24 protein-coding genes are annotated in these 24,917 nt (G+C 68.2%); 15 read left to right on the forward strand and 9 right to left on the reverse strand.

Annotation, left to right across the window (positions count from 1 at the left end):
- Positions 1–50 precede the first annotated feature (50 nt).
- Positions 51–1,277 (forward strand): pyridoxal phosphate-dependent aminotransferase, encoded by a 1,227-nt coding sequence (locus tag MRBLMI13_RS01355; RefSeq protein WP_042541921.1) that lies wholly within the window; start codon positions 51–53, stop codon positions 1,275–1,277.
- On the opposite strand, the gene MRBLMI13_RS01360 is transcribed toward MRBLMI13_RS01355, so the two are convergent.
- Together MRBLMI13_RS01360 and MRBLMI13_RS01365 are read right to left on the reverse strand one after the other, a co-directional pair.
- Positions 1,201–2,442, reverse strand: coding sequence for an AAA family ATPase (locus MRBLMI13_RS01360; RefSeq protein WP_367820966.1), 1,242 nt, complete (start codon positions 2,440–2,442; stop codon positions 1,201–1,203). The two genes, MRBLMI13_RS01355 and MRBLMI13_RS01360, sit on opposite strands and share 77 nt — an antisense overlap.
- Positions 2,439–3,059, reverse strand: coding sequence for an SAF domain-containing protein (locus tag MRBLMI13_RS01365; RefSeq protein WP_367820964.1), 621 nt, complete (start codon positions 3,057–3,059; stop codon positions 2,439–2,441). Before MRBLMI13_RS01365 ends, MRBLMI13_RS01360 begins: the two co-directional genes overlap by 4 nt.
- A 97-nt stretch (positions 3,060–3,156) precedes the next feature.
- On the opposite strand from MRBLMI13_RS01365, the gene MRBLMI13_RS01370 reads away from it, so the two are divergent.
- Entirely contained in the window at positions 3,157–3,435 is a 279-nt protein-coding gene (locus tag MRBLMI13_RS01370) for a helix-turn-helix domain-containing protein (RefSeq protein WP_367820962.1), read from the forward strand.
- Here the strand turns inward: MRBLMI13_RS01370 and MRBLMI13_RS01375 are convergent.
- Positions 3,423–4,034, reverse strand: coding sequence for a hypothetical protein (locus MRBLMI13_RS01375; protein WP_367820960.1), 612 nt, complete (start codon positions 4,032–4,034; stop codon positions 3,423–3,425). The genes MRBLMI13_RS01370 and MRBLMI13_RS01375 overlap by 13 nt on opposite strands.
- A 127-nt stretch (positions 4,035–4,161) precedes the next feature.
- Between MRBLMI13_RS01375 and MRBLMI13_RS01380 the strand changes: the two genes are divergently transcribed.
- Positions 4,162–4,548 carry an Rv3235 family protein gene (locus tag MRBLMI13_RS01380; RefSeq protein ID WP_367820958.1) on the forward strand — a complete coding sequence of 129 codons (387 nt, stop codon included), beginning with the start codon at positions 4,162–4,164 and terminating at the stop codon, positions 4,546–4,548.
- A gap of 24 nt (positions 4,549–4,572) precedes the next feature.
- The gene (locus MRBLMI13_RS01385; protein ID WP_042541917.1) at positions 4,573–6,057 is read left to right on the forward strand and encodes a sensor histidine kinase; all 1,485 of its coding nucleotides are present in this window, start codon (positions 4,573–4,575) and stop codon (positions 6,055–6,057) included.
- Positions 6,058–6,132: 75 nt separating this feature from the next.
- On the opposite strand, the gene MRBLMI13_RS01390 is transcribed toward MRBLMI13_RS01385, so the two are convergent.
- Positions 6,133–6,381 (reverse strand): WhiB family transcriptional regulator, encoded by a 249-nt coding sequence (locus MRBLMI13_RS01390; protein ID WP_028503730.1) that lies wholly within the window; start codon positions 6,379–6,381, stop codon positions 6,133–6,135.
- 235 nt (positions 6,382–6,616) lie between these two features.
- Here MRBLMI13_RS01390 and MRBLMI13_RS01395 point away from each other — a divergent pair, with 235 nt between their 5' ends.
- Entirely contained in the window at positions 6,617–7,000 is a 384-nt protein-coding gene (locus MRBLMI13_RS01395; protein WP_042541916.1) for a hypothetical protein, read from the forward strand.
- Positions 7,001–7,003: 3 nt separating this feature from the next.
- Here MRBLMI13_RS01395 and bcp read toward each other — a convergent pair whose 3' ends face one another.
- The 3 genes from bcp to aroA are packed head-to-tail and all read right to left on the reverse strand — an operon-like array spanning position 7,004 to position 9,882.
- Positions 7,004–7,477, reverse strand: a complete 474-nt coding sequence (gene bcp / locus MRBLMI13_RS01400; RefSeq protein ID WP_367820955.1) for a thioredoxin-dependent thiol peroxidase — start codon at positions 7,475–7,477, stop codon at positions 7,004–7,006.
- 9 nt (positions 7,478–7,486) lie between these two features.
- Complete coding sequence (gene rsgA, locus MRBLMI13_RS01405; RefSeq protein WP_042541914.1) at positions 7,487–8,560, reverse strand: ribosome small subunit-dependent GTPase A; 1,074 nt, start codon at positions 8,558–8,560, stop codon at positions 7,487–7,489.
- Positions 8,557–9,882: a 3-phosphoshikimate 1-carboxyvinyltransferase gene (gene aroA / locus MRBLMI13_RS01410; RefSeq protein ID WP_042541913.1), complete on the reverse strand. Its 1,326-nt coding sequence runs from the start codon at positions 9,880–9,882 to the stop codon at positions 8,557–8,559. Before aroA ends, rsgA begins: the two co-directional genes overlap by 4 nt.
- Before the next feature lie 69 nt (positions 9,883–9,951).
- On the opposite strand from aroA, the gene MRBLMI13_RS01415 reads away from it, so the two are divergent.
- The 3 genes from MRBLMI13_RS01415 to MRBLMI13_RS01425 are packed head-to-tail and all read left to right on the forward strand — an operon-like array spanning position 9,952 to position 12,195.
- Entirely contained in the window at positions 9,952–10,614 is a 663-nt protein-coding gene (locus MRBLMI13_RS01415) for a sigma-70 family RNA polymerase sigma factor (RefSeq protein ID WP_042541912.1), read from the forward strand.
- Positions 10,611–10,856 carry a zf-HC2 domain-containing protein gene (locus tag MRBLMI13_RS01420; protein ID WP_042541911.1) on the forward strand — a complete coding sequence of 82 codons (246 nt, stop codon included), beginning with the start codon at positions 10,611–10,613 and terminating at the stop codon, positions 10,854–10,856. The genes MRBLMI13_RS01415 and MRBLMI13_RS01420 overlap by 4 nt, the downstream gene beginning before the upstream one ends.
- 40 nt (positions 10,857–10,896) lie before the next feature.
- Positions 10,897–12,195, forward strand: coding sequence for a GNAT family N-acetyltransferase (locus tag MRBLMI13_RS01425; RefSeq protein ID WP_367820951.1), 1,299 nt, complete (start codon positions 10,897–10,899; stop codon positions 12,193–12,195).
- 83 nt (positions 12,196–12,278) lie between these two features.
- On the opposite strand, the gene MRBLMI13_RS01430 is transcribed toward MRBLMI13_RS01425, so the two are convergent.
- Entirely contained in the window at positions 12,279–15,962 is a 3,684-nt protein-coding gene (locus tag MRBLMI13_RS01430) for a multifunctional oxoglutarate decarboxylase/oxoglutarate dehydrogenase thiamine pyrophosphate-binding subunit/dihydrolipoyllysine-residue succinyltransferase subunit (protein WP_079112599.1), read from the reverse strand.
- A gap of 159 nt (positions 15,963–16,121) precedes the next feature.
- On the opposite strand from MRBLMI13_RS01430, the gene MRBLMI13_RS01435 reads away from it, so the two are divergent.
- The 3 genes from MRBLMI13_RS01435 (at position 16,122) to MRBLMI13_RS01445 (ending at position 20,065) form a co-directional block, all read left to right on the forward strand.
- Positions 16,122–17,576, forward strand: a complete 1,455-nt coding sequence (locus MRBLMI13_RS01435) for a GuaB1 family IMP dehydrogenase-related protein (protein ID WP_367820949.1) — start codon at positions 16,122–16,124, stop codon at positions 17,574–17,576.
- Positions 17,577–17,690: 114 nt separating this feature from the next.
- Complete coding sequence (locus MRBLMI13_RS01440) at positions 17,691–19,007, forward strand: hemolysin family protein (protein WP_367820947.1); 1,317 nt, start codon at positions 17,691–17,693, stop codon at positions 19,005–19,007.
- Positions 19,004–20,065, forward strand: a complete 1,062-nt coding sequence (locus MRBLMI13_RS01445; RefSeq protein ID WP_367820945.1) for a hemolysin family protein — start codon at positions 19,004–19,006, stop codon at positions 20,063–20,065. Before MRBLMI13_RS01440 ends, MRBLMI13_RS01445 begins: the two co-directional genes overlap by 4 nt.
- Positions 20,066–20,128: 63 nt before the next feature.
- On the opposite strand, the gene MRBLMI13_RS01450 is transcribed toward MRBLMI13_RS01445, so the two are convergent.
- Entirely contained in the window at positions 20,129–21,196 is a 1,068-nt protein-coding gene (locus MRBLMI13_RS01450; protein ID WP_367820943.1) for an NADH:flavin oxidoreductase/NADH oxidase, read from the reverse strand.
- Positions 21,197–21,252: 56 nt separating this feature from the next.
- On the opposite strand from MRBLMI13_RS01450, the gene MRBLMI13_RS01455 reads away from it, so the two are divergent.
- From MRBLMI13_RS01455 to MRBLMI13_RS01470, 4 genes are read left to right on the forward strand one after another with little or no spacing between them, the layout of a single operon-like run.
- Positions 21,253–22,089: an NAD(P)H-hydrate dehydratase gene (locus MRBLMI13_RS01455; protein ID WP_367820941.1), complete on the forward strand. Its 837-nt coding sequence runs from the start codon at positions 21,253–21,255 to the stop codon at positions 22,087–22,089.
- On the forward strand, positions 22,086–23,324 hold the full coding sequence (locus MRBLMI13_RS01460; protein WP_367820939.1) for a hypothetical protein: 1,239 nt from the start codon (positions 22,086–22,088) through the stop codon (positions 23,322–23,324). Before MRBLMI13_RS01455 ends, MRBLMI13_RS01460 begins: the two co-directional genes overlap by 4 nt.
- Positions 23,325–23,328: 4 nt before the next feature.
- The gene (locus tag MRBLMI13_RS01465) at positions 23,329–23,661 is read left to right on the forward strand and encodes a thiamine-binding protein (RefSeq protein ID WP_042541904.1); all 333 of its coding nucleotides are present in this window, start codon (positions 23,329–23,331) and stop codon (positions 23,659–23,661) included.
- A 9-nt stretch (positions 23,662–23,670) separates the two neighbouring features.
- Positions 23,671–24,891, forward strand: a complete 1,221-nt coding sequence (locus MRBLMI13_RS01470; RefSeq protein WP_042541903.1) for an MFS transporter — start codon at positions 23,671–23,673, stop codon at positions 24,889–24,891.
- Positions 24,892–24,917: the final 26 nt, after the last annotated feature.

Consider the following 24,917-nt stretch of genomic DNA (forward strand, 5'->3'; position numbering starts at 1 on the left):
GGCCGGTCCGGATGGATCGGCCCTTCTTCGCGTCATTGTAGGCTTGCGCAATGACACCAACGCGCCACTTCGACCAGTCGTCGAAGCTCAAGAACGTCCTGTACGAGATCCGTGGAAACACGCTCGTCGAGGCGGCGCGGCTCGAGGCCGAGGGACACCGGATCCTCAAGCTCAACACGGGAAACCCCGCCATCTTCGGCTTCGAGGCACCCCACCAGATCGTGCACGACATGCTCGCGGCGCTTCCGACCGCGCACGGATACAGCGACAGCAAGGGGATCATCTCGGCACGCCGCGCCGTGGTCAGCCGGTATGAGGAGATCCCCGGGTTCCCCCGGTTCGATCCCGAGGACGTCTTCCTCGGAAACGGCGTGTCCGAGCTCATCACGATGACGATGCAGGCGCTCCTCGACGAGGGCGATGAGGTGCTCATCCCGGCCCCCGACTATCCGCTGTGGACTGCCATGACGAGTCTGGCTGACGGCACTCCCGTGCATTACCTCTGCGACGAGGACAACGGCTGGCAGCCCGACCTCGAGGACATCCGATCGAAGATCACTCCTCGCACCAAAGCACTCGTGATCATCAACCCCAACAACCCGACCGGCGTGGTCTACTCTCGCGAGGTCCTCGAGGGGATGGTTCAGATCGCGAGGGAGAACCAGCTGCTGCTGCTGTCCGATGAGATCTACGACCGCATCCTGTTCGACGGTGCGGTGCACATCCCGACAGCCACGCTGGCGCCTGATCTCCTGTGCCTGACGTTCAACGGGCTCTCGAAGACCTATCGAGTCGCCGGATTCCGGTCCGGATGGCTTGTCATCACCGGGCCGCAGGACCACGCGAAGGGGTTCCTCGAGGGGATCAACCTCCTCGCGTCCACGCGCCTCTGCCCGAACGTCCCCGCGCAGTACGCGGTGCAGGCGGCTCTCGGGGGAGTGCAGTCGATCGATGCGCTGATCGCTCCGACCGGACGCCTGCACGAGCAGCGCGACATCGCGTGGGAGGGGCTCGAGTCGATTCCCGGTGTCTCCTGCGTCAAGCCGGTCGGTGCCCTGTACGCCTTCCCTCGTCTCGACCCGAATGTCCACGAGATCAGGGACGATGCGAAGCTGGTCTACGACCTGTTGGTCTCCGAGCACATCCTTCTCGTGCAGGGGACCGGCTTCAACTGGCCGACGCCCGACCACCTCAGGCTGGTCACGCTCCCCGAGCCTCGTGTGCTCGCAGAAGCCGTCGAGCGCCTCGGGAACTTCCTCTCGAGCTACCGCCAGTAGACGTGTGCGACGTCGCCGAGGTGTACGTCTCGGCGATCCGACGCACGCCGGCGACCAGGGTCGAACGCGGGGTGAGGTCTGCCATCGGGCGGGCGTGCAGCAGAGCGGAGTCAGCGGCGCGCTGATCGAACGGCAGGAACGCGATGTCGGTGATGCCCGCGAATCTCTCGAGAGTGCGCCGGATCTGACCACGCGCGTCGATGCCCAGGGGGCCGGGTCGGACACGGTTCACCACGACCCTGATGGGCGTGGGGGCCGTGAGTCGTCGGAGCTCGGCATGCTCCCTCACGAAGCGACTGATGCCGAGCGGGTCGGCCGACGCGACCGCGATGATGGCATCCGCCTCCTCAAGCGCTGCGACCGTGGCCGCGTGACGGCGCGGTCCGGCGAGGTCGTAGGTCGCTTCGTCGTCTGCGTCGAAGGCGCTCGCCACGTCGACGACGGTCTCCTCCGCCCAGCTGCGGCAGGCGCGCAGAGTGGTCTGAAGACGACTCGCTCCGAGTTCCGGCCAGCGCCCTGGCCGATTGATGCCGCCGAGGACCTCGATCTCGCCTGCGCTCGTCGCGAGTATCGTCGCCAGCCTTGTGAGCTCGGCTGAGTCGAGTGCGCCGAGTTCTGCGCGTCGGCACGCGGCGGCGATGCCGGGTGCATCGTCGCTGAGCCCCAGAAGCAGCGCAAGCGACGGAGCGACGGTGTCGGCATCGACCAGGGCGGCGCGCCGCCCCGTCCGGCAGAGTTCGACGGCGAGTTGGATCGCGATGGTCGACCTTCCCGGGGCGCCGGAGGGGCCCCACACGACCGTGACGCGATGCGGAGGTGATGCTTCCTGCCCGGTGATGTGCGGGATATCAGCGGTGAGTGCTGCCGCGACTTCCCAGCCGTTCGCATCCGCCGGAAGCCCGGTGGTGAGTCCGTAGCGTCCGAGCAGCCTGCTGTCGCTGTCGCCGAGCGGGATGATCCGCACGCCAGCCCTGTCGCACTCGGCGACGAGCTCGGATGTCAGAACGGCACGAGTGGCGACGACGATGGCCGCATCGACGCCTTCGGGCAGAGGAAGGACTCTGTTCGGCGGCACGACGGAGACCACAGTGATCCCCTCCATCTCGAGCTCGTCGGCCAGACCTCGCGCGCGCGCTTCCGGAACAGCGACGATGACCGAGGTCATGAGGTCGAACCGATCGGCACGACCGAGAGGACAGAGCCGCCGGTGATCGCGGCCAGCACCTCGGGGACATCCGCTCGGTCGATCACGACCTCGGCGGTCGTGCCGTCGGCCGAGAGCATCCCCTCCGCCTTCGTGACCGATGTGACGATGGCGTCGGCCACGAGGACACGAGGCGGACCCTGACTGCCACTGTCGTCGACCGGTGGCGAATGCCAGAGCTCGACGACGCTCCCGGCGGCGACATCGGCCGGGATCCCCGTGCTGCTCTCGACGACGATCGTGGTCGTCCTGTTGGCATCGGCGCTCTCAGCGGCAGAGGTGGCCAGGAGCTCTCCTGCGAAGACCGTGCGGGACGCGACCTGGCCGGCGTGCAGCTCTTGTGGTGCCAGGTAGCGGTCCGTCACCGTGCCGAGTCCGACTTCGACCACTTGGAAGTCTTCTGAGACAAGCGTTTCACCGAGAGCGATCGTGCGCGTCGCCTGAAGCACCGGCGTCGTGGTGCCCGAGGAGGAGACGACGGCCCACACGCCGCCGATCGACAACGCGACGACCGCGATGCCGATCAGAAAACGGGCGTCACCCCAGACGGTGCGGCGGGAACGGACGAACTTGCTCATGTCGACATGGTCACAGAAATCGATGAGCCCGCTCGAGACTTATCCACAGCATCGGATCGGCGCTGGTGCTCCGGCACGGCAGGAGGACAATGGGAGCATGCCTCATTCCTCTCAGCCCGCGCAGGGCTTCCTCGCGCCGGCCCAGGTGGCGGAGCTGCTGAGCATCGAGGTCGACGAAGTCATCGAGCTCGTCTACGAGGCGCGTCTGCGCGGGTCCAAGCTCGGCGCGCCGGCCAGATGGCGCATCGAGGAGTCGAGCCTTTCGGAGTATCTCGACGAGCAGTCGGAAGAGGCCAGACGGATGGCCCTGTGGCGTCAGGCCAACGAGGCGAGCTTCCCGGAGGTCTGGGGTACATCCCGCCGTCACGGCATCTGATCTCCGACGGTCTGCACCGAGGACACCGCGGTGAACGGGATGATCTGAAAGCTGCGGACGGCCGAGGCGATCCGCGCCTCGCCAGGATCATGCAGAGCGAGGTCCAGATGATCCGCTCCCGCCCTGTCGATCGTTCCGTGCATGTCGGAGTCGTCGACGCTGACTATTCGCACCGGCACCCGCCGCCTGGCGAGATCACGCAGAACGAAGCCGAGCGACATGCGCTCGCGGAGCACAGGCGCGGAGCCGTCATGCTCGTCCAGACTGGACAGCAGCAGGCCATGATCGACGGTCAGCCCGCGCACCGCGTGCAACGGAACGATCAGGGTCGACCGCGTCGTGGTCGATTCCTCGGCCTGCGCGATCGTCGCGGCGATCCAATCCGAGCCGAGCGCGTCGAGCCGGGCCCGCACCCGAGTTCCGCCGGGCAGGTCGATGGTGGTCGGAGCTGCTGCGGCGCAGAGCACCCTGAGGCGGCTGCGAAGCTCGAGTCGCGAGATGCGCAATCGTTCGGATTCGGCATCCAGCGCCACGCGCTCGCTCTCCCACTCCGAGGCGAGCTGGCCTTCGAGGTCTTCGAACAGTCGATCCCAGTGCACGCGCCCCACCGTAAGCGATGTCCGGGAAGGCATGTACGAGTTATCCACATAGATCCCGAACGCGACCCGAACGGCGACTGGGCGCATGCTCTACTTGGCGCAGTCTTCCCGATGGAGAGTGCCTCAGATGATGCTTCACGAGTACTTCGCACCGCAGCCGACGCCTCGCGCCGAGCTGCCGGATCCGCATCCGCTGCTGCGGAGCCTGACACAGGGCGTGCTCGAGGTGCTCGCGGGAGTCAGAGAAGTCGATCAGCTCGCCCGCTGGTTCAATGAAGACGCGTACCGGAGCCTGGTGACGCGGGCGAACCTCTCGGCGAGGGCGCGCAGCGCGAGGGGGGTCTCGCCTGCGCGCCCGACTTTCGAGATCCTCTCGATCCGCGTGACAGAACCCGTCGACGGCAAGGTCGAAGCAGTCGTCGTCGTCGCGGGGCCGGGCCGCACCCGGGCGGTGGCGATCCGTCTCGAAGGACTCGACCGTCGTTGGCGTGCGACGTCGCTGGCCATTCTCTGAGGCTGCGCGCTCTAGGCTGGTGGGGTGTCAACGCTCAGCGACCTCGCCAATGCCCAGGGCCGTCTTGCCGACAACGATGTCGAGTGGCTGCACCGACTCGCCGGTGACGGTCAGCTTCTCGCGGACCTCGCCTCGGCGGACATCGTGGTCTGGATCGAGACCGACGACGGATCGTTCGTCGCCGTCGCGCACGCGCGTCCGAGTGGAGCAGCCACCCTTTTCTATCGGGACATCGTCGGCGAGCGGGTGCGCCCTCAGTGGCGTACGCAGGTGCAGGGGGCGTTCGAATCCGCGGAGATCGTCGACTCGTCGTCGCCGGACTGGTTCGAAGAGACCCCGACGCGTGTTCGAGCTGTGCCGATCGTCAACGAACGTCGCGGCGGAGAGCACCAGGCCGTGGTCATCGGCGTCGTCACCCGGCACACGAACCTCGGCGAGGCCCGGACCCCGTCTCGGCAGCAGATCACGTTCGACGAGTGCGCCAACGACCTCTTCCGCATGATCGCCGACGGGAGCTTCCCGGACCCGGCGGCTCCGACCTCCCCTCGCCGCGGCGCGCCGCGCGCGTCCGACGGCCTGATCCGCATCGACGTCGACGGGATCACGACGTTCGCCAGCCCGAACGCACTCTCGGCGTTCAATCGCATGGGGTTCGATGACGAGCTCGAGGGCGAATCCCTCGCGGAGGTCACCACGAGGCTCGTGCCGCCGTCCCGACAGGTCGACGAGTCGCTGCCCGTCGTCGTGACCGGACGCGCGCCGTGGCGGACCGACATCGAAGCGCGCGGTGTCACCGTGTCGCTGCGCGCGATCCCGCTCAAGGATCACGGAACCCGCATCGGCGCCATCCTGCTGTGCCGGGATGTCTCGGAGCTGCGCCACCAGGAGCAGGAGTTGATCACCAAGGACGCGACGATCCGCGAGATCCACCACCGAGTCAAGAACAATCTGCAGACTGTCGCGTCGCTGCTTCGGATCCAGGCACGACGCACGCACTCCGACGAGGCGCGCGATGCGCTGACCCAGGCGATGAGACGCGTCGATTCGATCGCCGTCGTGCACGACACGCTCGCCCAGGGCCTGACGCAGAAGGTCGATTTCGACGAGGTGTTCCATCGCGTCCTCAAGCTCGTGGCCGAGGTCGCATCGGCACCGAACACCCGCGCGCGCACACGGTCGACCGGTCGCTTCGGCGTCCTGCCGAGCGAGTATGCCACGCCGCTGGCTCTCGCTCTCACCGAGGTCGTCACGAATGCCGTGGAGCACGGTCTCGCAGGGCAAGAGGGCATGGTCACGATCGATGCGGCGCGCACCGAGGAGAATCTGCGCGTCACGGTGCATGACACCGGCAAGGGCCTGCCGGAGGGGCGGATCGGTCAGGGGCTGGGAACGCAGATCATCCGCACCCTCATCCAGGGCGAGCTCAGCGGCTCGATCGAATGGCGGGGGAGCGAAGGCGAGGGCACCGAGGTCGTCATCGACATCCCGCTTCGCTGGCTGACGAAGTAGGCGGAGGATCGGCCGCAGCGTCGAGCGGAGACACAGAAGCGGGCCGCGGCATAGGGTCGGGCCGCTTCTCGATGTTCAGGAGGCGCGGCGGGCGCGAGCGGCGCGGCGCTTGAGCGCACGGCGCTCGTCTTCGGAGAGGCCTCCCCACACGCCCGAGTCCTGGCTGGACTCGAGGGCGTACTGCAGGCAGATCTCGGTCACCGTGCAGGTGGCGCAGACGGTCTTCGCCTTCTCGATCTGGTCGACGGCCGGACCGGTGTTCCCGACAGGGAAGAACAGCTCGGGGTCGACAGTCAGGCAGGCGGCCTTATCGCGCCAGTCCATGGGGGCTCCTCGGTGTGGTGTTTCAGAAATCATCGCATTGCGACGACTCGGATTTCGGGTGCAGATCGGGTTCAGCTACCCTGTATGAGATACGGACGGATGCCCGCTTTCTGTGATGCGAGCGCGAAGCCCGCCCCACGCCGCTGTGGGAGCACATGACGCTGTCTATTCTGTTACATGAAACCGGCGAAATCAAGGGTTTCCGCCGTTCTCATTCGATTCTCAGGAGACAACTGTGCGCTCACCCGGCCTCGCTCTGGCGGCTTCCGCGGTTCTCGCGGCAGAGGGCGCCGCATTGATCGTGTTCGCCCTCATCGAGCTCGTCGGTCTCGGCGCAGGTGATGCCGCGTCGCTGCCGACGGCGCTCGCCCTTATCGTGCTGACGCTCATCGGCGCTGTCGCTCTCATCGCGTTCGCCATCGGAACCAGGACGGGCCATTCGTGGGCGCGCTCGGGCGGCGTCGTCTTCCAGGTGCTCGCCGTGGCGCTCGCGCTCGCCTCGCTGACGCTGCAGCCGATCGCCTGGGCGTTCACCATCGGAGTCGGGCTGCCGGCGCTGCTGTGCTTCGCGCTGCTGATCGCGAGCACGCGCGCCGAGAACGAGCGCCCGGCGGAGTGACTCTCAGGCGTCGATGCCGAGCAGCTTGCGCAGTCGGGCGACGTGCCCCGTCGCCTTGACGTTGTACTGAGCGAGGGTGATCGTTCCCTGCTCATCGAGAACGAAGGTCGAGCGGATGACTCCTTCCACGACCTTGCCGTAGTTCATCTTCTCGCCCCAGACTCCGTATGCGGTGTGCACGGCGTGGTCCGGGTCGCTGAGAAGGGTGAAGGTGAGGCCGTCGCGCTCGCGGAATTCGGCGAGCTTCGCAGGCTCGTCACGCGAGACCCCGATCACGCGGTACCCGGCGCCCTCGAGAGAGGAGATGCTGTCGCGGAAGTCGCAGGCCTGCGTCGTGCACCCTGGCGTCATCGCGGCCGGATAGAAGTAGAGCACCGTCTTCTGGCCGCGCAGATCGTCGAGTCGGACGGTCGCGCCGTCTTGGTCGAGAAGAGCGAAGTCGGGGGCAGCGGATCCGGAGTCGAGGCGCACAGTCACACGTCCAGCCTACCGGCCGGGCGTCTGCTCGGCCTTGTCGGCGAACGTCTGCAGAAGCCTCTGCAGCGAGTCCAGGCGCGCTCGCCCGGTCTCGCTCAGCTCGCCGCTCTCGGCCGCTTCGATGAGTGCGCAATCCGGAGCATCCGCGAGGTGCGTGCATCCGCGCGGGCACTTCTCGGCGATCTCCGCCAGCTCGGTGAAGGCTGCGAGGATGTTCGCGGGGTTCACATGCCCGAGACCGAAGGAGCGGACGCCGGGGGTGTCGATCACCCACCCGTTGCCCTCCGGGCTGACGTATCGCAGCGATACGGTCGACGAAGAGGTGTGCCGGCCACGTCCGGTGACCTGGTTGACGTGCCCCGTCGCGCGCAGGGCGCTGGGCACCAGAGCGTTCACGAGCGTCGACTTGCCCACACCCGAATGCCCGACGAAGACCGTGGAGTGCCCGACGAGGGCAGCGCCGATCTCATCGACGGGCATCTCGTCCTGCGCACTGGTGAAGACGCGCAGGTCGTCGAGTCCGTCGAAATGCGACAGGAAGGCGCTGGGGTCGGCCAGGTCCGTCTTCGTGACGACGAGGAGCGGGCGCACGCCGGCATCCAACGCGGCCACGAGGTAGCGGTCGACGAGACGAGCACGCGGCTCGGGGTCGGCGGCGGCGACGACGACGAGCATCTGATCGGCGTTCGCGACGATCACCCGCTCGACCTGGTCGGTGTCGTCGGCGCTGCGCCGAAGCAGGGAAGTGCGGTCGGCGATGCCGATGATCCGCGCCAGGGTGCCGTCTTCGCCTGAGATGTCGCCGACGACCTTGGCGTGATCACCGGTGACGATCGGGTTCCTGCGAAGCTCACGCGCCCGCGCGGCGGTGATCATGCGCTCGTCAGGCGTGTCCTCGTCGATCAGCACAGAGTAGCGACCACGGTCCACCCCGAGGACGCGGCCGATCTGAGCGTCGTCATGCGCAGGCCGTCGCTTGGTGCGAGGGCGGTTGGCCTTCGGGTTCGGGCGCGTGCGGATGCTGCTCTCGTCATAGTCCTCGAAGTCGTCGTCGAGGTCGTCGGAGTCGTCGAGCCAGCTCACGAGGATGCGCCTCGCAGCATTCGCTCCCAGAGGAGAGTGAACTCCGGAAGCGTCTTGGAGGTGGTGCCGATGTCATCGATCTCGACCCCGGGTACGCGCAGACCGATCAGGGCGCCCGTCGTCGCCATCCGATGGTCGTGGTGCGCCGCCCATCGGCCACCGTGCAGCTGTCGGGGAATGATGCGCAGGCCGTCGGAGAGCTCTTCCGCCTCGCCGCCGAGGGCGCGGATGTTGCCGACGAGTGCCGCGATGCGATCGGTCTCGTGGAGTCGGATGTGACCGATACCGCGGATCGTGGTGGGGCCGGACGCGAACGCCGCCAATCCGACGAGCGTCGGGGTCAGCTCGCTCGCAGCCGAGAGGTCCATGTCGAGCCCGCGGATCTCGGCCCCGGCCCGGACCGTCAGCGTTCCGCTGTGACGGCCGACGTGCGCACCCATGGCCTGCAGGATCTCGGGAAGCAGAGCGCCGGGCTGGGTGGAGTGCACAGGCCACCCGGGCACCGACACCGCGCCCCCCGTGACCAGTGCAGCGGCGAGGAACGGCGCCGCGTTCGAGAGATCGGGCTCGATCGCGATCTCCTTGGCGCGTGGCACGCCCGCCTCTACGAGCCACTCACCTGTGGCTGGTCGCTCGATCCGGATGCCGCGACGGCTCAGCGCCTCGATCGTCATGTCGATGTGAGGCAGGCTCGGCAGATGGTCGCCGGTGTGCACGAGGTGCAGGCCCACGTCGAAGCGCGGGGCGGCGAGCAGGAGTCCCGAGACGAACTGGCTGGATGCCGAGGCGTCGATCTCGACGCGCCCGCCTCGGATGCGACCGTGGCCGCGCACGGTGAACGGCAATGCCCACGTGCCCTCGTCGTCGATGTCGACTCCGAGGTCGCGCAGCGCGCTGATGAGACCACCCATCGGTCGGTGCAGGGCCGTCTCGTGGGCAGTGAGGTGCACGTCGCGCTGGGCGAGCCCGGCCAGCGGCGCGATGAAGCGCATCACCGTGCCGGCCTGGCCGCAGTCGATCGTCGTGCCGCCCATGAGCTTGGCCGGCGTGATCGCGAGGTCGGGCCCGAACTCTCCGTTGCCGTCGATCTCCTCGATGCCGACGCCCAGGGCGCGCAGGGCCTCGATCATGCGGCGGGAATCGTCGGAGTGCAGAGGAGCGATGAGTCTGCCGGGTCCGTCCGCGATCGCGGCGATGATGAGCTCGCGATTGGTGAGCGATTTCGAGCCGGGGATCGTCACGGTCGCATGAACGGCTCCGGTGCTGATCGGCGCGACATAGACGCCCTGGACAGGGGAGGGGGAATACCTGTTGGCGCTCATCGGTTCCCACCTTAGTAAACGCGAGTGTCCGAACGATCGAATATGGGCGCACGCCGACAAGGAGAGAGCATGCTCGCAACGCTGGAACGCGAGTCGGTGGACCTCACCCGCCTAGACTGGCCGGTGATGGATGACACGGCAACCGCAGAGACGGTCAGCGACCCTCGGCGCGAATTCGAGGAACAGGCGATCCCGTTCATGGATCAGCTCTATGCCGCGGCGATGCGCATGACGCGCAACCCGGCGGACGCTGCTGACCTCGTGCAGGAGACCTTCGTCAAGGCATACGGGTCCTGGGCGACGTTCTCGCAGGGCACGAACCTGAAGGCGTGGCTGTACCGCATCCTCACCAACACGTACATCAACATCTACCGCAAGAAGCAGCGCGAGCCGTTCCAGGGCACGATCGACGAGCTCGAGGACTGGCAGATGGGCGGTGCGGAGTCGACCACCGCGTCGCACAGCCGTTCGGCCGAGGCGGAAGCCATCGACCACATGCCCGCATCGGTCGTCAAGGACGCGTTGCAGGCCGTTCCCGAGGACTTCAGGTTGGCGGTGTACCTCGCTGATGTCGAGGGCTTCGCCTATCAGGAGATCGCGGACATCATGAAGACCCCCATCGGCACCGTGATGAGCCGCCTGCACCGAGGCAGGCGCATGCTGCGGGAGCTGCTGGCTGAGTACGCCGCGGAGCGGGGAATCTCCACGGCCGACCCGAGGAGCAAGAAATGACCGACTGCGGCTGCGACAAGGCCCGCAAGGACCTCGAGGAGTACCTCCGCAACGAGGTGTGCAACACCGAGCACACCGAGATCCGTGAACATCTCGAGAACTGCCCGTCCTGCCGGGATGAGGCGCTGGTGGCGACGACCCTCACCGAGGTCGTGGCGCGCGCGTGCAAGGAGACGGCACCCGAAGAGCTGCGTGACCAGGTGTTCGCTCGACTGCGTGAGGTGCAGGCCGCACAGCACTGAGGCGGGACCCGGTCCGTCGCGCCTCCCATAGGGTGGAGGAATGACCGACGCGCTTATCGTCCCCGTTGATCCCGTGTCCGCTGGGCGCCTGGCCGCGAAGAATCTCGTCTACCGACTCGTCGACAACGGCTCGGATGCCGACACCGAGGCCTTCCTGCGGGCAGAGGCGCGGGGGTTCCTCGATGCCGATCCCACGCCGGAGCAGATCGCCGCAGACCGCGCACTTCTCGCGACTCGGCGCAACGTCGGCGTGTTCGAGGAGAATGCCCCTGACGGCGCCTTCCCCGTCGCCACGGTCAACTCGTGGGTGACTCCGCTGACCGTGCCCGGCGGCGAGGTGGGGATGTGGGCGATCAGCGCTGTCACGGTCTCGGGCACTCATCGTCGCCGCGGCATCGCGCGGAACTTGCTCGAAGGCGAGCTGCGTGCCGCCGCAGGCGCGGGTGTCGCTGTCGCCGGCCTCACCGTCTCTGAGGCGACGATCTACGAGCGGTACGGGTTCGCTTCGGCGATCCCCGCAGCCAAGGTGTCGATCGACGCGCCGAGGGCGGGATGGAACGGTCCGGCGACCGATGGCCGCGTCGAGTACGTCGAGCGCGAGACGCTTCAGAAGGACCTGTCCGCTCTGCATGAGCAGGCGCGAACCCAGCGTTCGGGGCAGATCGCCGGGTGGGACGCGCGCTGGGAGCGGATCGCCGGGCTGTCGGTGGGACACACCGCTCCACGGGCCGTTCGAGGCGTGCGTTACGTCGACGCCGACGGAGCAGTCCGGGGTGCGATGGCGTACACGCTCAAGGAGGTCGCGGGGAGTTTTCGCGCGGACATGGAGATCCACCACCTGACCTCGACCACGACGGATGCTCTGGCCGCGCTCTGGAGATTCGCTCTGCAGCACGACCTGGTGTCGAAGGTGGTGGTCGACCTGCGCCCGATCGACGATCCGATCACCTGGCTCGTCACCGACCAGCGAGGCGTGGACCTCACCCCTCACGATCACGGGTGGCTGCGCCTCCTCGACGTGCCCGCTGCGCTCAGCGCCCGCACGTATCGAGCGCCCCTCGATGTGGTGTTCCGAGTCGAAGATCCTCTCGGTTTCGCCGAAGGCTCGTGGCGACTGACCTCGGGTGCCGACGGTACGGCGGATGTCACACGGGTCGACGACGGCGCAGAGGCCGACGTCATTCTCGGCGTGGGGGCTCTCTCCTCGATCTACGCGGGCGGGGTCAGCGCTGTTCGGCTCCGCGCGGCCGGCCGTCTGCATGCACCGATGGAGACGGCGGCAGCGCTCGACGATGCGTTCCGCACAGCAGATGCCCCGCTCCTGGGCATCTGGTACTGAGCGCCGCCCGCCGCGACGACGGACTGCACGGAGAGGGGCTCACGGCATCGCCGTGAGCCCCTCTCCGTTTTCTCCGACAGCCGTCAGCTGATGGTGAGGGCGTCTCGCAGGAGCTTCGCCTGTTCGGCCGCGTGCACCTTCGACGAGCCGGTCGCCGGCGATGCCGACGCGGGACGCGACACCGGGCGGAAGCTGCGGTCACCGGGCACATCGGCGAATGCGAGAGCAAGGAACGGCCATGCCCCCTGGTTCTCCGGCTCTTCCTGCACCCACACCAGCTCGGCGTTCGGGTACGAGTCGGTGATGGCCTTCAGACCGTCGATCGGTGTCGGGTACAGCTGCTCGAGCCTGACCAGCGCGATCTCGGGGTTCGGGTTCTTGTCGAGCTCGGCCTTGAGATCCCAGTGGACCTTGCCCGAGTGCACGAGCACGCGCTTCACGGCGTTGCGGTCGAGACCGCGGTTGTCGTCGAGCACGGGCTCGAAGCGGCCCTGGGTGAAGGCCTCGACAGGGCTCGTCGCACCCCGCAGGCGCAGCATGGCCTTCGGGGTGAAGACGATGAGCGGCTTGCGCGGACGGGCGTAGGCCTGACGGCGCAGCAGGTGGAAGTACGACGCGGGCGTCGAGGGGCGCGAGACGATCATGTTGTCCTGCGCGCACATCTGCAGGAAGCGCTCGATGCGCGACGACGAGTGGTCCGGTCCCTGGCCCTCGTAGCCGTGGGGGAGGAGCAGGGTGACGCTGGACTGCTGTCCCCACTTCTGCTCGGCCGCCGAGATGTACTCGTCGATGACCGACTGGGCGCCGTTCACGAAGTCGCCGAACTGGGCTTCCCACAGCACGAGTGCCTCTGGAGCCTCGACCGAGTAGCCGTACTCGAAGCCGAGCGCGGCGTACTCGCTCAGGAGCGAGTCGTAGACGAAGAAGCGCCCCTGGGACTCTGACAGGTTCGACAGCGGCAGCCACTCCTGGCCGTTCGCGCGGTCGTGCAGTGTCGCGTGACGCTGCACGAACGTGCCGCGCCGCGAGTCCTGCCCCGCGAGCCGCACGGGCGTGCCCTCGACGAGGAGCGAACCGAACGCGAGCAGCTCGCCGAAGCCCCAGTCGATGTTGCCGTTGCGGCTCATGTCGAGACGCTTCTCGAGCTGCTGCTGGAGCTTCGGGTGAACGGTGAAGCCCTCGGGCTTGTTCACGAACGCGTCGCCGATGAGCTGGATGACCTCGTTCGAGACTCCGGTGATCTCGGGGGCGCCGACCTGCTCGTCAGCCGGAGGCAGGTCCTGAGCGACCGGGTTGGCGCCGGTCTCTGCAGCGTGGGTCTCGGCGAACGCGATCTCCAGACGGTTCTGGAAGTCCGCCTTGGCCTCGTCGTACTCCTCTTCGGTGATGTCGCCGCGACCGACGAGCGACTCGGTGTAGAGCTTGCGCACCGATCGCTTCGCCTGGATCAGATCCGTCATCAGCGGCTGCGTCATCGAGGGGTCGTCTCCCTCGTTGTGCCCGCGGCGTCGGTAGCAGACGAGGTCGATGACGACGTCGCGGTGGAACCGCTCGCGGTACTCGAAAGCGAGCTGCGCGACGTGGATGACGGCTTCGGGGTCGTCGCCGTTCACATGGAACACCGGCGCCTGGATCGTCTTCGCGACATCCGTCGAATACACCGAGCTGCGCGAATCGTTGGGGAGGGTGGTGAAGCCGACCTGGTTGTTGACGACGACGTGGATCGTGCCGCCGGTGCGGTATCCGCGCAACTGAGACATCTGCAGAGTCTCGACGACCACACCTTGCCCGGCGAACGCCGCGTCGCCGTGCACCAGGATCGGCAGCCAGGCGAACGTGCCGATCGGCTTGCGGTCCTGCTTGGCGCGGACGATGCCCTCGAGGACGCCGTCGACGGTCTCGAGGTGAGACGGGTTCGCGGCGAGGTAGACCGGGAGCTCGGATCCGTCGTCGGCGACGAAGGTGCCCTCGGTGCCGAGGTGGTACTTCACATCGCCGGAGCCGCGCTGGTTGCCGGGGGTCTGCGTGCCCTCGAACTCCTGGAACACGTGGCCGTATGTCTTGCCGGCGATGTTGGTCAGCACGTTCAGACGGCCGCGGTGCGCCATGCCGATCGCGGCGCCCTCGAGGCCGGAGGTGGCCGCACCCTGGAGGATCTCGTCGAGCAGCGGGACGAGCGACTCGCCGCCCTCGAGCGAGAACCGCTTTTGACCGACGAACTTGGTCTGCAGGAAGGTCTCGAAGGCCTCGGCCTCGTTGAGCTTGCGGAGGACCCGCAGCTGCTCGTCATGGCCGGGCTTCTGGTACTTGACCTCGACCTTCTCCTGGAACCAGCGACGCTGCTCCGGGTCCTGGATGTGCATGTACTCGATGCCGAGCGTGCGGCAGTACGAGTCGCGCAGGACGCCGAGGATGTCACGGAGCTTCGCGACCCGTCGGCCGCCGAACCCGCCGGTGACGAACTCGCGGTCGAGGTCCCAGAAGGTGAGGCCGTGGCTCTCGATCTCGAGGTCGGGGTGCGAGCGCTGGACGTACTCGAGCGGGTCGATGTCGGCCATCAGGTGTCCGCGCACCCGGAACGAGTTGATGAGCTCCTGCACGCGGGACTGCTTGTCGACGCGCTCGGCGAGGTCGACCGCGATGTCGGGGTTCCAGCGGATCGGCGAGTACGGGATGCGGAGAGCAGCGAAGATGTCGTCGTAGAAGCCGCGCTGCCCGATCAGCAGCTCGTGCACCTTCTTGAGGAACTCCCCGGAGCCGGCGCCCTGGATGACGCGGTGGTCATAGGTGCTCGTCAGCGTGATGGTCTTGCCGATCGCGAGCTCGTTGAGCGTCTTCTCGCTCGCTCCCTGGAACTCCGCCGGGTACTCGAGCGCACCGGCGCCGATGATGCATCCCTGCCCCTTCATGAGGCGGGGGACGGAGTGCACGGTGCCGATGCCGCCGGGGTTGGTCAGCGACACCGTCGTGCCCTGGAAGTCTGCGGCCGTCAGCTTGTTGTTGCGGGCACGCGTGACGAGGTCCTCGTATGCGACGAGGTACTCGCTGAACGTCAACGTGTCGGCGCGCTTGATGCTGGGGACCATGAGCGCGCGCGTGCCGTCGGGCTTCGGCAGGTCGATGGCGATGCCGAGGTTGACGTGCGCCGGTGCCACGACCGAGGGCTTGCCGTCGATCTCGGCGTAGAAGACGTTCTGGCTGCGGAACTCGTCGAGCGTGCGGATGAGCGCCCAGCCGATGAGGTGGGTGAAGCTGATCTTGCCGCCGCGGGTGCGCGCCATGTGGTTGTTGATGACGATGCGGTTGTCGATCATCAGCTTCGCGGGCACCGTGCGGACGCTGGTCGCGGTGGGGACGGTCAGGGACTCGTCCATGTTCGCGGCGAGGGTCTTGGGCAGACCGCGGAGCGGCGTGACCTTGTCTTCCTCGACGGGATCTGCCGACTCCGGTGCCTCGGCCTTCGCCGCGGGCTTCGGGGCCTGCGCCGGAATCGGCGCCGCGGCGGCAGGCTTGGTCGTGGTCCGCGCCACGGGCTGTGCGCCGATGACGGGGATGGGGGCTGTCACCGGATGCGCGGGCTGCTCGGCAGCGGGTGCAGGAGCCGCGGTGCCGGTCGCGGCATCCGACTGGTACTTCTCGAGGATGGGCCACCACTCCTTGTCGACGGAGTCGCGGTTCACCTTGTACTGCTCGTAGAGCTCTTCCACGAGCCAGGAATTGGCTCCGAACCCCCCGTCGCCCCCGACGCCGGTCACCTGGTTCGACACGCTCGATCGCCCTCTTTCATCGCTGAAGTCCACGTATGCACAGCAGGACGCGTGATGCGTCCGGGCCCGCACACTCTCGACTTCCAAGCCTAACGTGTTTCCTCGCGCATTCGTCGAAGGCATGCGCCCTCGACGCCGCTATCTGAGTACCGTGGGGGTATGGAGTTCTCCGGTGAGTCACCCACAGTCGATCTGACCTATTCCGACGTGTTCCTCGTGCCGCGACGATCCGCCGTCACCAGCCGTCTGCAGGTCGATCTGGCCCCGCAGGACGGCACCCCGGCCACCCTGCCGATCGTGGCCTCGAACATGAACTCCGTGACCGGCCCCCGGCTCGCGGCGGTGCTCGCGCGGCGTGGCGGACTCGGAGTGCTCCCTCAGGACATGCCGTTGCAGGGTCTCGATGCGGCGATCCGCGACGTCAAGGCGCAGCCGGTGCTGTGGGACACGCCGATCGTGCTGCCCCCCGAGGCATCGGTGTCGGACGCACTCCGGCTGATGCCTGCCACCGCAGGTCACGGCATCGTCGTGGCCACGGGCGGAGCTCCGTACGATGCCGAGCGTATTCTCGGTGTCCTGCCGGCGACGCGGCTGGCCACTGCGCTCCCGGATGCACAGCTGGGCGATCTGGTGCACGCCGGCACGCCGTCTCTCGACGCGGATGACATCGGATCAGAGCGTCATGCCTTCGACGTGATCACCGACGCGGGCGTCGACATGGTCACGATCACGCACCACGGGCACCTCGTCGGAACGCTCAGCGCGCGCAGTGCCCTGCGGTCGACGCTGTATCGCCCGGCGACGGACGGCGACGGCCGCCTCGCCGTCGCGGCGGCGGTGGGCATCAACGGAGACGTCGCGTCCAAGGCGAAGGCCCTCGCCGACGCCGGCGTCGATGTGCTCGTGGTCGACACGGCGCACGGACACCAGGAGGGGATGCTGCGCGCGCTGAGCGCCGTCACCGCACTGAATCTCGGCATCCCGATCGTGGCCGGCAACATCGTCACCGCCGACGGCGTCAAGGACCTCGTCGAGGCCGGCGCCTCCATCCTCAAGGTCGGCGTGGGGCCGGGCGCTATGTGCACGACGCGCATGATGACGGCCGTCGGCCGCCCGCAGTTCTCCGCTGTGCTCGAGACGGCCGAGGCCGCCCGGGAGCTCGGCGCTCACGTCTGGGCGGACGGGGGAGTGCGGTATCCGCGCGACGTGGCGCTCGCGCTCGCCGCGGGCGCCGCGTCCGTGATGGTCGGCTCCTGGTTCGCGGGGACGATCGAGGCACCGGGCGAGCTGCAGAGCGACGCCGAGGGTCGCGTCTACAAGGAATCCTGGGGCATGGCCTCCACCAAGGCGGTTCAGGCTCGGTTCGGCCGTCTCGATGCGTATGAGCGTGCCCGCAAGGAGCTGTTCGCAGAGGGGATCTCGTCCTCGAAGATCTACCTCGACCCGCTGCGCCCAGGACTCGAGGACCTGCTCGACATGATCACATCGGGCGTGCGCTCGTCGTTCACCTATGCCGGGGCATCGTCGGTGCCCGAGTTCCACGAACGGGCGCTCGTCGGGCTGCAGTCCGCCGCCGGATACGAAGAGGGCAAGGCCCTCCCGGTCAGCTGGTAGTCGTCCGCGCTCCGACCCACTGCGATCCCGTAGAATCGTGGACACCATGGACGACCCTCCCAGTTGTAGTACATCGCCCCATTGCCTGCCTCCCCGTCTCGGGAGGAACGACTGATGGACTACATCCTCTTGGGCGTGGGGCTTCTGCTCACCGTGGGCACCGGGCTGTTCGTCGCGAGCGAGTTCGCCCTGGTCAATCTCGACCGCGCCGATCTCGAGGCCCGTCAGTCCCGCGGCGAATCCCGCCTGTCGCTGACCATCAGCGCCCTCAAGCACACCTCGACCCATCTGTCGTCCGCTCAGCTGGGCATCACCTTGACGACGCTCCTGACCGGGTACACGATGGAGCCGGCGCTCTCCAACCTCCTCGGCCCGACCATCGTCGCATGGAGCATCCCTGAGGCGGCGGTCGGTCCGATCGCGACGATCGTCGCGATGCTGGTCGCCACCGTGCTGTCGATGATCCTCGGTGAGCTGGTGCCCAAGAACTTCGCCCTGGCGCTGCCGCTCGCGACCGCGAAGCTCGTCATGCCGTTCCAGGTCGCGTTCACCACCGTCTTCAAGCCGGCCGTCGTGGTGCTCAACGGCAGTGCGAACGGGGTCCTGCGGAGCATGGGCATCGAGCCGAAGGAAGAGCTGTCCGGTGCGCGCAGCGCCGAGGAGCTCTCTTCTCTCGTGCGTCGCTCGGCGAGTGCCGGACTGCTCGAAGCCGACACCGCGAGCCTGCTCGATCGGACGCTGACGTTCTCCCGCCTGACGGCCGCCGACGTGATGACGGCTCGTCCGAGCATGCACGCCCTCGCGGTCGGCGACTCGGCCGACGACGTCATCCAGCTCGCCCGTCGCACGGGACACAGCCGCTTCCCCGTGTACGACGACGACCTCGACGACATCACGGGTGTCGTGCACCTGAAGGCCGCGATCTCCGTCCCGCGTGATCGACGAGGCGAGGTGCCGGTCGGCGCGCTCTCGACCGATCCGCTCCGTGTCCCGGAGACGGTGCACGTCGACGCGCTCATCTCCGAGCTCAGAGCCCGCGGATACCAGCTGGCCGTCGTGGTCGACGAGTACGGCGGCACCGCCGGTCTCGTCACGCTGGAGGACCTCGTGGAGGAGCTCGTGGGCGAGGTCTCGGACGAGCACGACCGCACGCGCGCCGGAGTCGTCCGCGGGCGAGACGGCATCACCTTCCCCGGAGAGCTGCGGCCGGACGAGTTGCGCCGCAGAGCGGGGGTGGAGGTTCCGGAGGGTGACGTGTACGACACCGTGGCCGGCTACGTCATGAGCGTCCTCGAGCGCGTGCCTTCGGTGGGTGACGAGGTCGACCTCGACACGGGCAAGCTCCAGGTGGTCCGCATGGACGGTCGTCGTGTCGACCGCATCCGCTACGTCCCGAATCAGGATCTTCCCGCAGAGGTGGTCGGACGATGAACGACTGGGGAGGACTGGCCTGGCTGGTCGTGCTGCTCGTGGCGAACGCGTTCTTCGTCGGCGCCGAGTTCGCGGTGATCTCCGCGCGCCGGTCGCAGATCGAGCCCAAGGCCGACCGCGGGTCGCGTGCCGCCAAGACCGCGCTCTTCGCGATGGAGCACGCGACGCTCATGCTCGCGACCTCGCAGCTGGGCATCACGATCTGCTCGCTGCTGATCCTGAACGTCTCCGAACCCGCGATCCATCACCTGCTCGCCGTGCCGCTGCACGCGCTCGGCTGGTCGGACGGCGTCGTCGATGCCGTGTCGTTCGCGATCGCTCTGCTGATCGTGTCGTTCCTGCACGTGGTGTTCGGCGAGATGGTGCCGAAGAACCTCGCGTTCTCGGTTCCGGAGCGCGCGGTGCTCATCCTCGCGCCGCCCCTCGTGATGGTGTCGAAGATCTTCATGCCGGTGATCTGGCTGCTGAATGCGGCGGCCAACGGCGTGCTCCGGCTGTTCCGGGTCGAGCCGAAGAACGAGGCCGCATCGACGTTCACGCTCGACGAGGTCGCGACGATCGTCGATCAGTCCCGGCGAGAGGGCGTGCTCACCGACACGGCGGGCACTGTGGCGGCAGCGGTGGAGTTCACCGACAAGAAGGCTCGCGATGTGGCTGTTCCGCTCAGCGATCTCGTGACGCTTCCGCAGTCGGCGACTCCGGATGACGTCGAGAAGGCCGTCGCCCGCTACGGGTTCTCCCGCTACGTGATCGTCGACGACGAGGGAACTCCTGTCGGATACGTCCACCTCAAGGACATCCTGCGGGCGTCCGGTGGACCCGGCGCTGCCGAGAAGCTGGTCGAGCCGCTGCCCTCGAAGCGCATCAACCATATGGTCCCGGTGCAGGAGGACACCGATCTGGAGGACGCTCTCGCCGTGATGCGCCGAGCAGGGCGTCACCTGGCGAAGGTGCGGGACTCCCAGGGGCGCACGACTGCCGTGCTCTTCCTCGAGGACATCCTCGAGGAGCTCGTGGGCGAGGTGCAGGACGCGACCCGTCGCATCCGCGGTCACTGACCCGCGGTCACCGAGAAGCCCCCGAGTCCATGCGGACCCGGGGGCTTCTGTACGGGGTGGCGATCAGCGCCAGCGCGCCCGCTCGTACTGCGGCGGCCAGGTGATCTCGGCGCCGAGCTCATGGGCGGCCCTGAGCGCGAAGTGCGGGTCGCGCAGCCACTCGCGACCCGCGAAGATCGCATCGGCCGCACCGTCGGCGAGCACCTGCTCTGCCTGTTCGGCGGCGGTGATCAGTCCGACCGCCGACACGGGGATGCGTCCGCCCTGGCGCACGTTCTCGGCCAGCGGCACCTGGTATCCGGGGAACACGCTGATCTGCTGGTGCGCCACGAGCCCGCCGCTGGAGACATCGATGAGGTCGGCTCCGTGCTCGGTCGCCCAGCCGCTCACGATCGCCGCCTCGTCGGGGGTGAATCCGCCCTCGGCATGATCGGTCGCCGAGATGCGCACGAAGACGGGCACCCCGTCTCCGGCGACCTCGCGGATCGCGCCCACCACCCGGAGGAGCAGTCGAGCGCGGTTCTCGAGAGAGCCGCCGTACTCGTCGTCTCGCAGATTCGAGAGCGGAGAGAGGAACTGGTGCAGCAGGTATCCGTGCGCACCGTGCACCTCGAGCACGTCGAAGCCGGCGTCGAGGGCACGGCGGGTCGCGCTCGCGAACCCTTCGACGACGGCGTCGATGCCGTCCTGGTCGAGCGCCGCAGGCTCCGCGAAGCCATCGAAGGCGATGTCGGAGGGCGCGGTGGTCGTCCATCCGCCGTCCGCCGCCGGTACCGATCCGCGCGCGTCGGCCCAGGGCCACCAGGTCGACGCCTTGCGGCCGGCGTGCGCGAGCTGGATGCCCGCGACCGCGCCACGTGAATGGATCGCCTCGACGACCGGCACCCACGCGTCGCGCTGCTCGTCGTTCCAGAGGCCGGCATCCCGTGGTGAGATGCGGCCCTCGGGGACGACGGCTGTCGCCTCGGCGACGATCAGACCGGCTCCGCCGGAGGCGAACTGGGCGAGGTGGGTGTGGTGCCATTCCTGGACGACGCCGTCGATCGCGCTGTACATGCACATGGGAGACACCCAGAGCCGGTTGCGGAACGTGACGGAACGGATGCTCAGCGGGGAGAAAAGAATGCTCACACCTCGACGCTACCGGCCGGGTGGGGCGGTGCGGGCCGCCGCACTAACGTGGAGTCATGCCCGACGCACGTGACTGGTCCCGCGAAGACACCGCACGCTTCCTGCGCGTGCCAGGCGCGGATGACGACAAGTACTCCCGGGGCGTCGTCGGCCTGCGCACCGGATCGTCCGCCTATCCGGGTGCCGCGGTGCTCGGCGTCGAGGCGGCGTGGCGCGCCGGTGCGGGCTTCGTGCGCTACGTCGGCGACGGCCGAGCCGCGGATGCCGTGATCGCACGACGCCCCGAGACCGTGGTCAGCCCGAGCATCGCGGGTGCACGCGTCGGCGCCTGGGTGATCGGATCAGGGACGGATGCCGCGAGCAGGAGCCCCGAGACGGAGCGCGAGCTGCGCGACCTGCTCGACGGGCAGGTGCCGGTGGTCGTCGACGCGGGGGCGCTCGACCTGGCGCGAGGGAGTCGTGCCCCGCGCGTGCTGACGCCGCACGGCCGTGAGTTCGAGCGCCTGCAGGATCAGCTCGGATACGGCACCCGTGACGACCGCGCCGACGCCGTCGCCCGGGTGGCGCACGACCTCGGCGCCGTCGTGCTGCTCAAGGGCGCACAGACGCTGATCGCGGATCCGGACGGACTCCTGATCCGGGTGGAGGCGGGCACCGGCTGGCTCGCGACGGCAGGCACCGGCGATGTGCTGGGCGGCGTGCTCGGGGCGCTCCTCGCCGCGAACGCCGACGCACCGCTGGCTGAGGTCGCAGCCGCGGCCGCGTGGTTGCATGGCCGTGCCGGTGTCCTCGCCGCTGGTGCGGGCGCGGCTGGCCGCGCGACGGGACATCCGATCGTGGCGCTCGATGTCGCAGAGGCGCTGCCTCGCGCATTCTCGGACGTCGTCGCGTGAGTCGCACCTTCTCGATGCGTCTCGTCGCGCTGTGGAGCGCGTTCGGACTCGTGCACCTCTTCACGGCGGTCGCCGGCTGGCTGTATCCGAGCCAGCCGATGGGCGACGTGGTGCTCGTGTACGAACCGTGGTCGTCGGCAGCGCTGTCGGGCGGGGCGATCGTCGGAGTCACCGAGACGTGGGTCTATCCGCAGCTCGCGCTCGTGCCCATGCTGCTCGCGAAGATCCTGTCGACACCGCTCATCGCGGTGATGGGGGCCTCCGGGGCGTATCTGATCGCGTGGGCGGTGCTCGTCACGGTGCTCGATGCGATCGCCTTCGCGGTGCTCGTCGGGCGTTCGCCGTCGCAGCCTCGGCGGATGGCCGCCTGGTTCTGGATCACCGCCCTGCTTCTGCTGGGACCGATCGCGATGTACCGCATCGACGCGATCACGGTGCCGCTCGCGGTGATCGGCGGACTCTGGCTGGCCCGCCGCCCCGCTGCCGCGGCAGCGCTGCTGGCGATCGGCGCCTGGATCAAGATCTGGCCGGGCGCGCTGCTGGTCGCAGCCGTCGTGGCAGCCCGAAGCCGGATGCGCGTTCTGCTCACCGCCGCAGCCGTATCGGCAGCCGTCGTCGTCGTGCTGGTCGCCTTCGGAGCCGATGCCGAGATCTTCGGATTCCTGACAGAGCAGACCGGCCGCGGTCTGCAGATCGAGGCAGTGGCCGCGACCCCGTTCCTGTGGCTCGCGATCGCCGGGGCCGCCCGCATCGAGTACAGCTTCGACATCCTGACCTTCCAGATCAGCGCGCAGGGCGCGGATGCCGTGAGTGCTGTGCTCACACCCCTGATGGCTGTCTTCGTCGTCCTGATCACCGTCATCGGCGCGCTGAAGGCATCACGCGGGGCATCCTTCGCGCGGCTGTTCCCTCCGCTCGCGTTGAGTCTCGTGACGACCCTGATCGTCGCGAACAAGGTCGGCTCTCCGCAGTTCCAGACGTGGCTTATCGCTCCGGCCGTCCTCTGGCTCGTTCTCGACCGCACGCGAGCGGCCGCACCTGCGCTGCTCGTGCTCGCGCTGTGCGCGCTCACCTGCCTGATCTATCCGCTGAGCTACGACGCGCTGCTGCGTGCAGAGACGCTGCCCGTCGCCGTCCTGACTCTGCGCAACATCGTGCTCGTCGTGCTCCTCGCCGTCGGCATCCGCGCCCTCGTCCGCGTGCCCGCCCATCGTTCGTCCACCACCCGGGAGTGAAACCATGTTGATCGCCTTCTCCGTCGCACCGAGCGGCGTCCCCTCCGACGGCGCCGAGCGCTCCGACGCGTCGGTCCACGATGCGGTCGCCGCCGCCGTCCGCGTCGTGCGGGAGTCGGGCCTGCCGCACCGCACGACCAGCATGTTCACCGAGATCGAGGGCCCGGACTGGGACTCGGTGATGGATGTCGTCAAGCGCGCCACCGAAGCCGTGATGCCGTTCGGGTCGCGGGTGTCGCTCGTGCTCAAGGCCGATATCCGCCCCGGCTACACCGGAGAGCTCGACGCGAAGATCGAGCGGCTCGAGGCGGCGATCGACGACGCGGACACCCCGTAGACTCGACGGGTGAATCCCTCGACTGAATCGAGGGGTGCGGCGAAGTGGGCGCTCCTCTCCCTCGCCATAGGCAGCTTCGGCATCGGCATGACCGAATTCGTCGTCATGGGCCTGCTGCCCAACATCGCCGACGAGCTGCTGCCCACGCTGTGGGCCTCCAGCCCTGAAGACGCGCTGAGCCAGGCAGGGTGGCTGATCTCGCTCTATGCGCTCGGCGTGGTCGTCGGTGCTCCGACGATCGCCGGGTTCGTCGCCCGCTACCCCCGGCACCGGGTCATGATCGGCCTGGCGCTGGCGCTGACCGTGTTCAACGCGCTCACCGTGTTCCTGCCGACCTTCGAACTCGTGGGTGCGTCACGGTTCCTCGCCGGTCTGCCGCACGGTGCCTACTTCGGCATCGGCGCCCTGGTCGCTGCGGATGTCATGGGGCCGGGCAACCGCGCCAAGGGCGTCGCCTTCATCCTCACAGGTCTGACCGTGGCGAACGTGGTGGGAGTGCCGCTGGGAACCTTCCTCGGTCAGCTCTGGGGATGGCGGGCGGCCTTCGCGGTCGTGACGCTCGTCTTCGCCCTGGCGACGGTGTGCATCGCGTTCTTCGTGCCCGCACATCCCGGCTCGCCCGGGCGGACCATGCGCGAGGAGCTCGGCGTCTTCCGCATTCCCCAGGTCTGGTTCACCCTCGGTGTCGGCGCGATCGGCTTCGGCGGCTTCTTCGCGGTCTACAGCTACATCGCGCCGCTGGTGACCGAGGTGGCCGGCTCGCCCGAGTGGGCGGTGCCGATCGTGCTGGTGCTGATGGGGCTCGGGATGACAGCGGGCAACCTCGTCGGCGGACATCTCGCGGACATCGACCTGCGACGCACGCTGCTCTTCGGACTTGCCGCGATGGCTGTGGTCTTCGCCCTCCTCGCCGTGCTCGCATTCTGGATCGTCACCCTCGCGCTGCTCGTGTTCGTGGTCGGCTTCGTGTCTTCGGTGCTGAGCCCGACGATCCAGACCCGGCTGATGGATGTCGCCGGAGACAACCAGTCGATCGCCGCCGCGATGAACCACTCTGCGCTGAACATCGGCAACAGCCTCGGCGCATTCCTCGGCGGCGTGGTGATCGCCGCCGGATGGGGCTTCGTCGCGCCGTCCTGGACGGGTGCGGCGCTCGCAGTCGCCGGCCTCCTGATCGCCCTGCTGTCGTATCGCTCGGAGGCGCGCAGACCGGTGCTCACGGCGGCGTGAGCGGTGCTCCGCCTCGTAGAGTGAGG

It is taken from the genome of Microbacterium sp. LMI13-1-1.1 (genome assembly GCF_040815625.1).
GTDB classification, from domain to species: Bacteria; Actinomycetota; Actinomycetes; order Actinomycetales; family Microbacteriaceae; genus Microbacterium; species Microbacterium forte.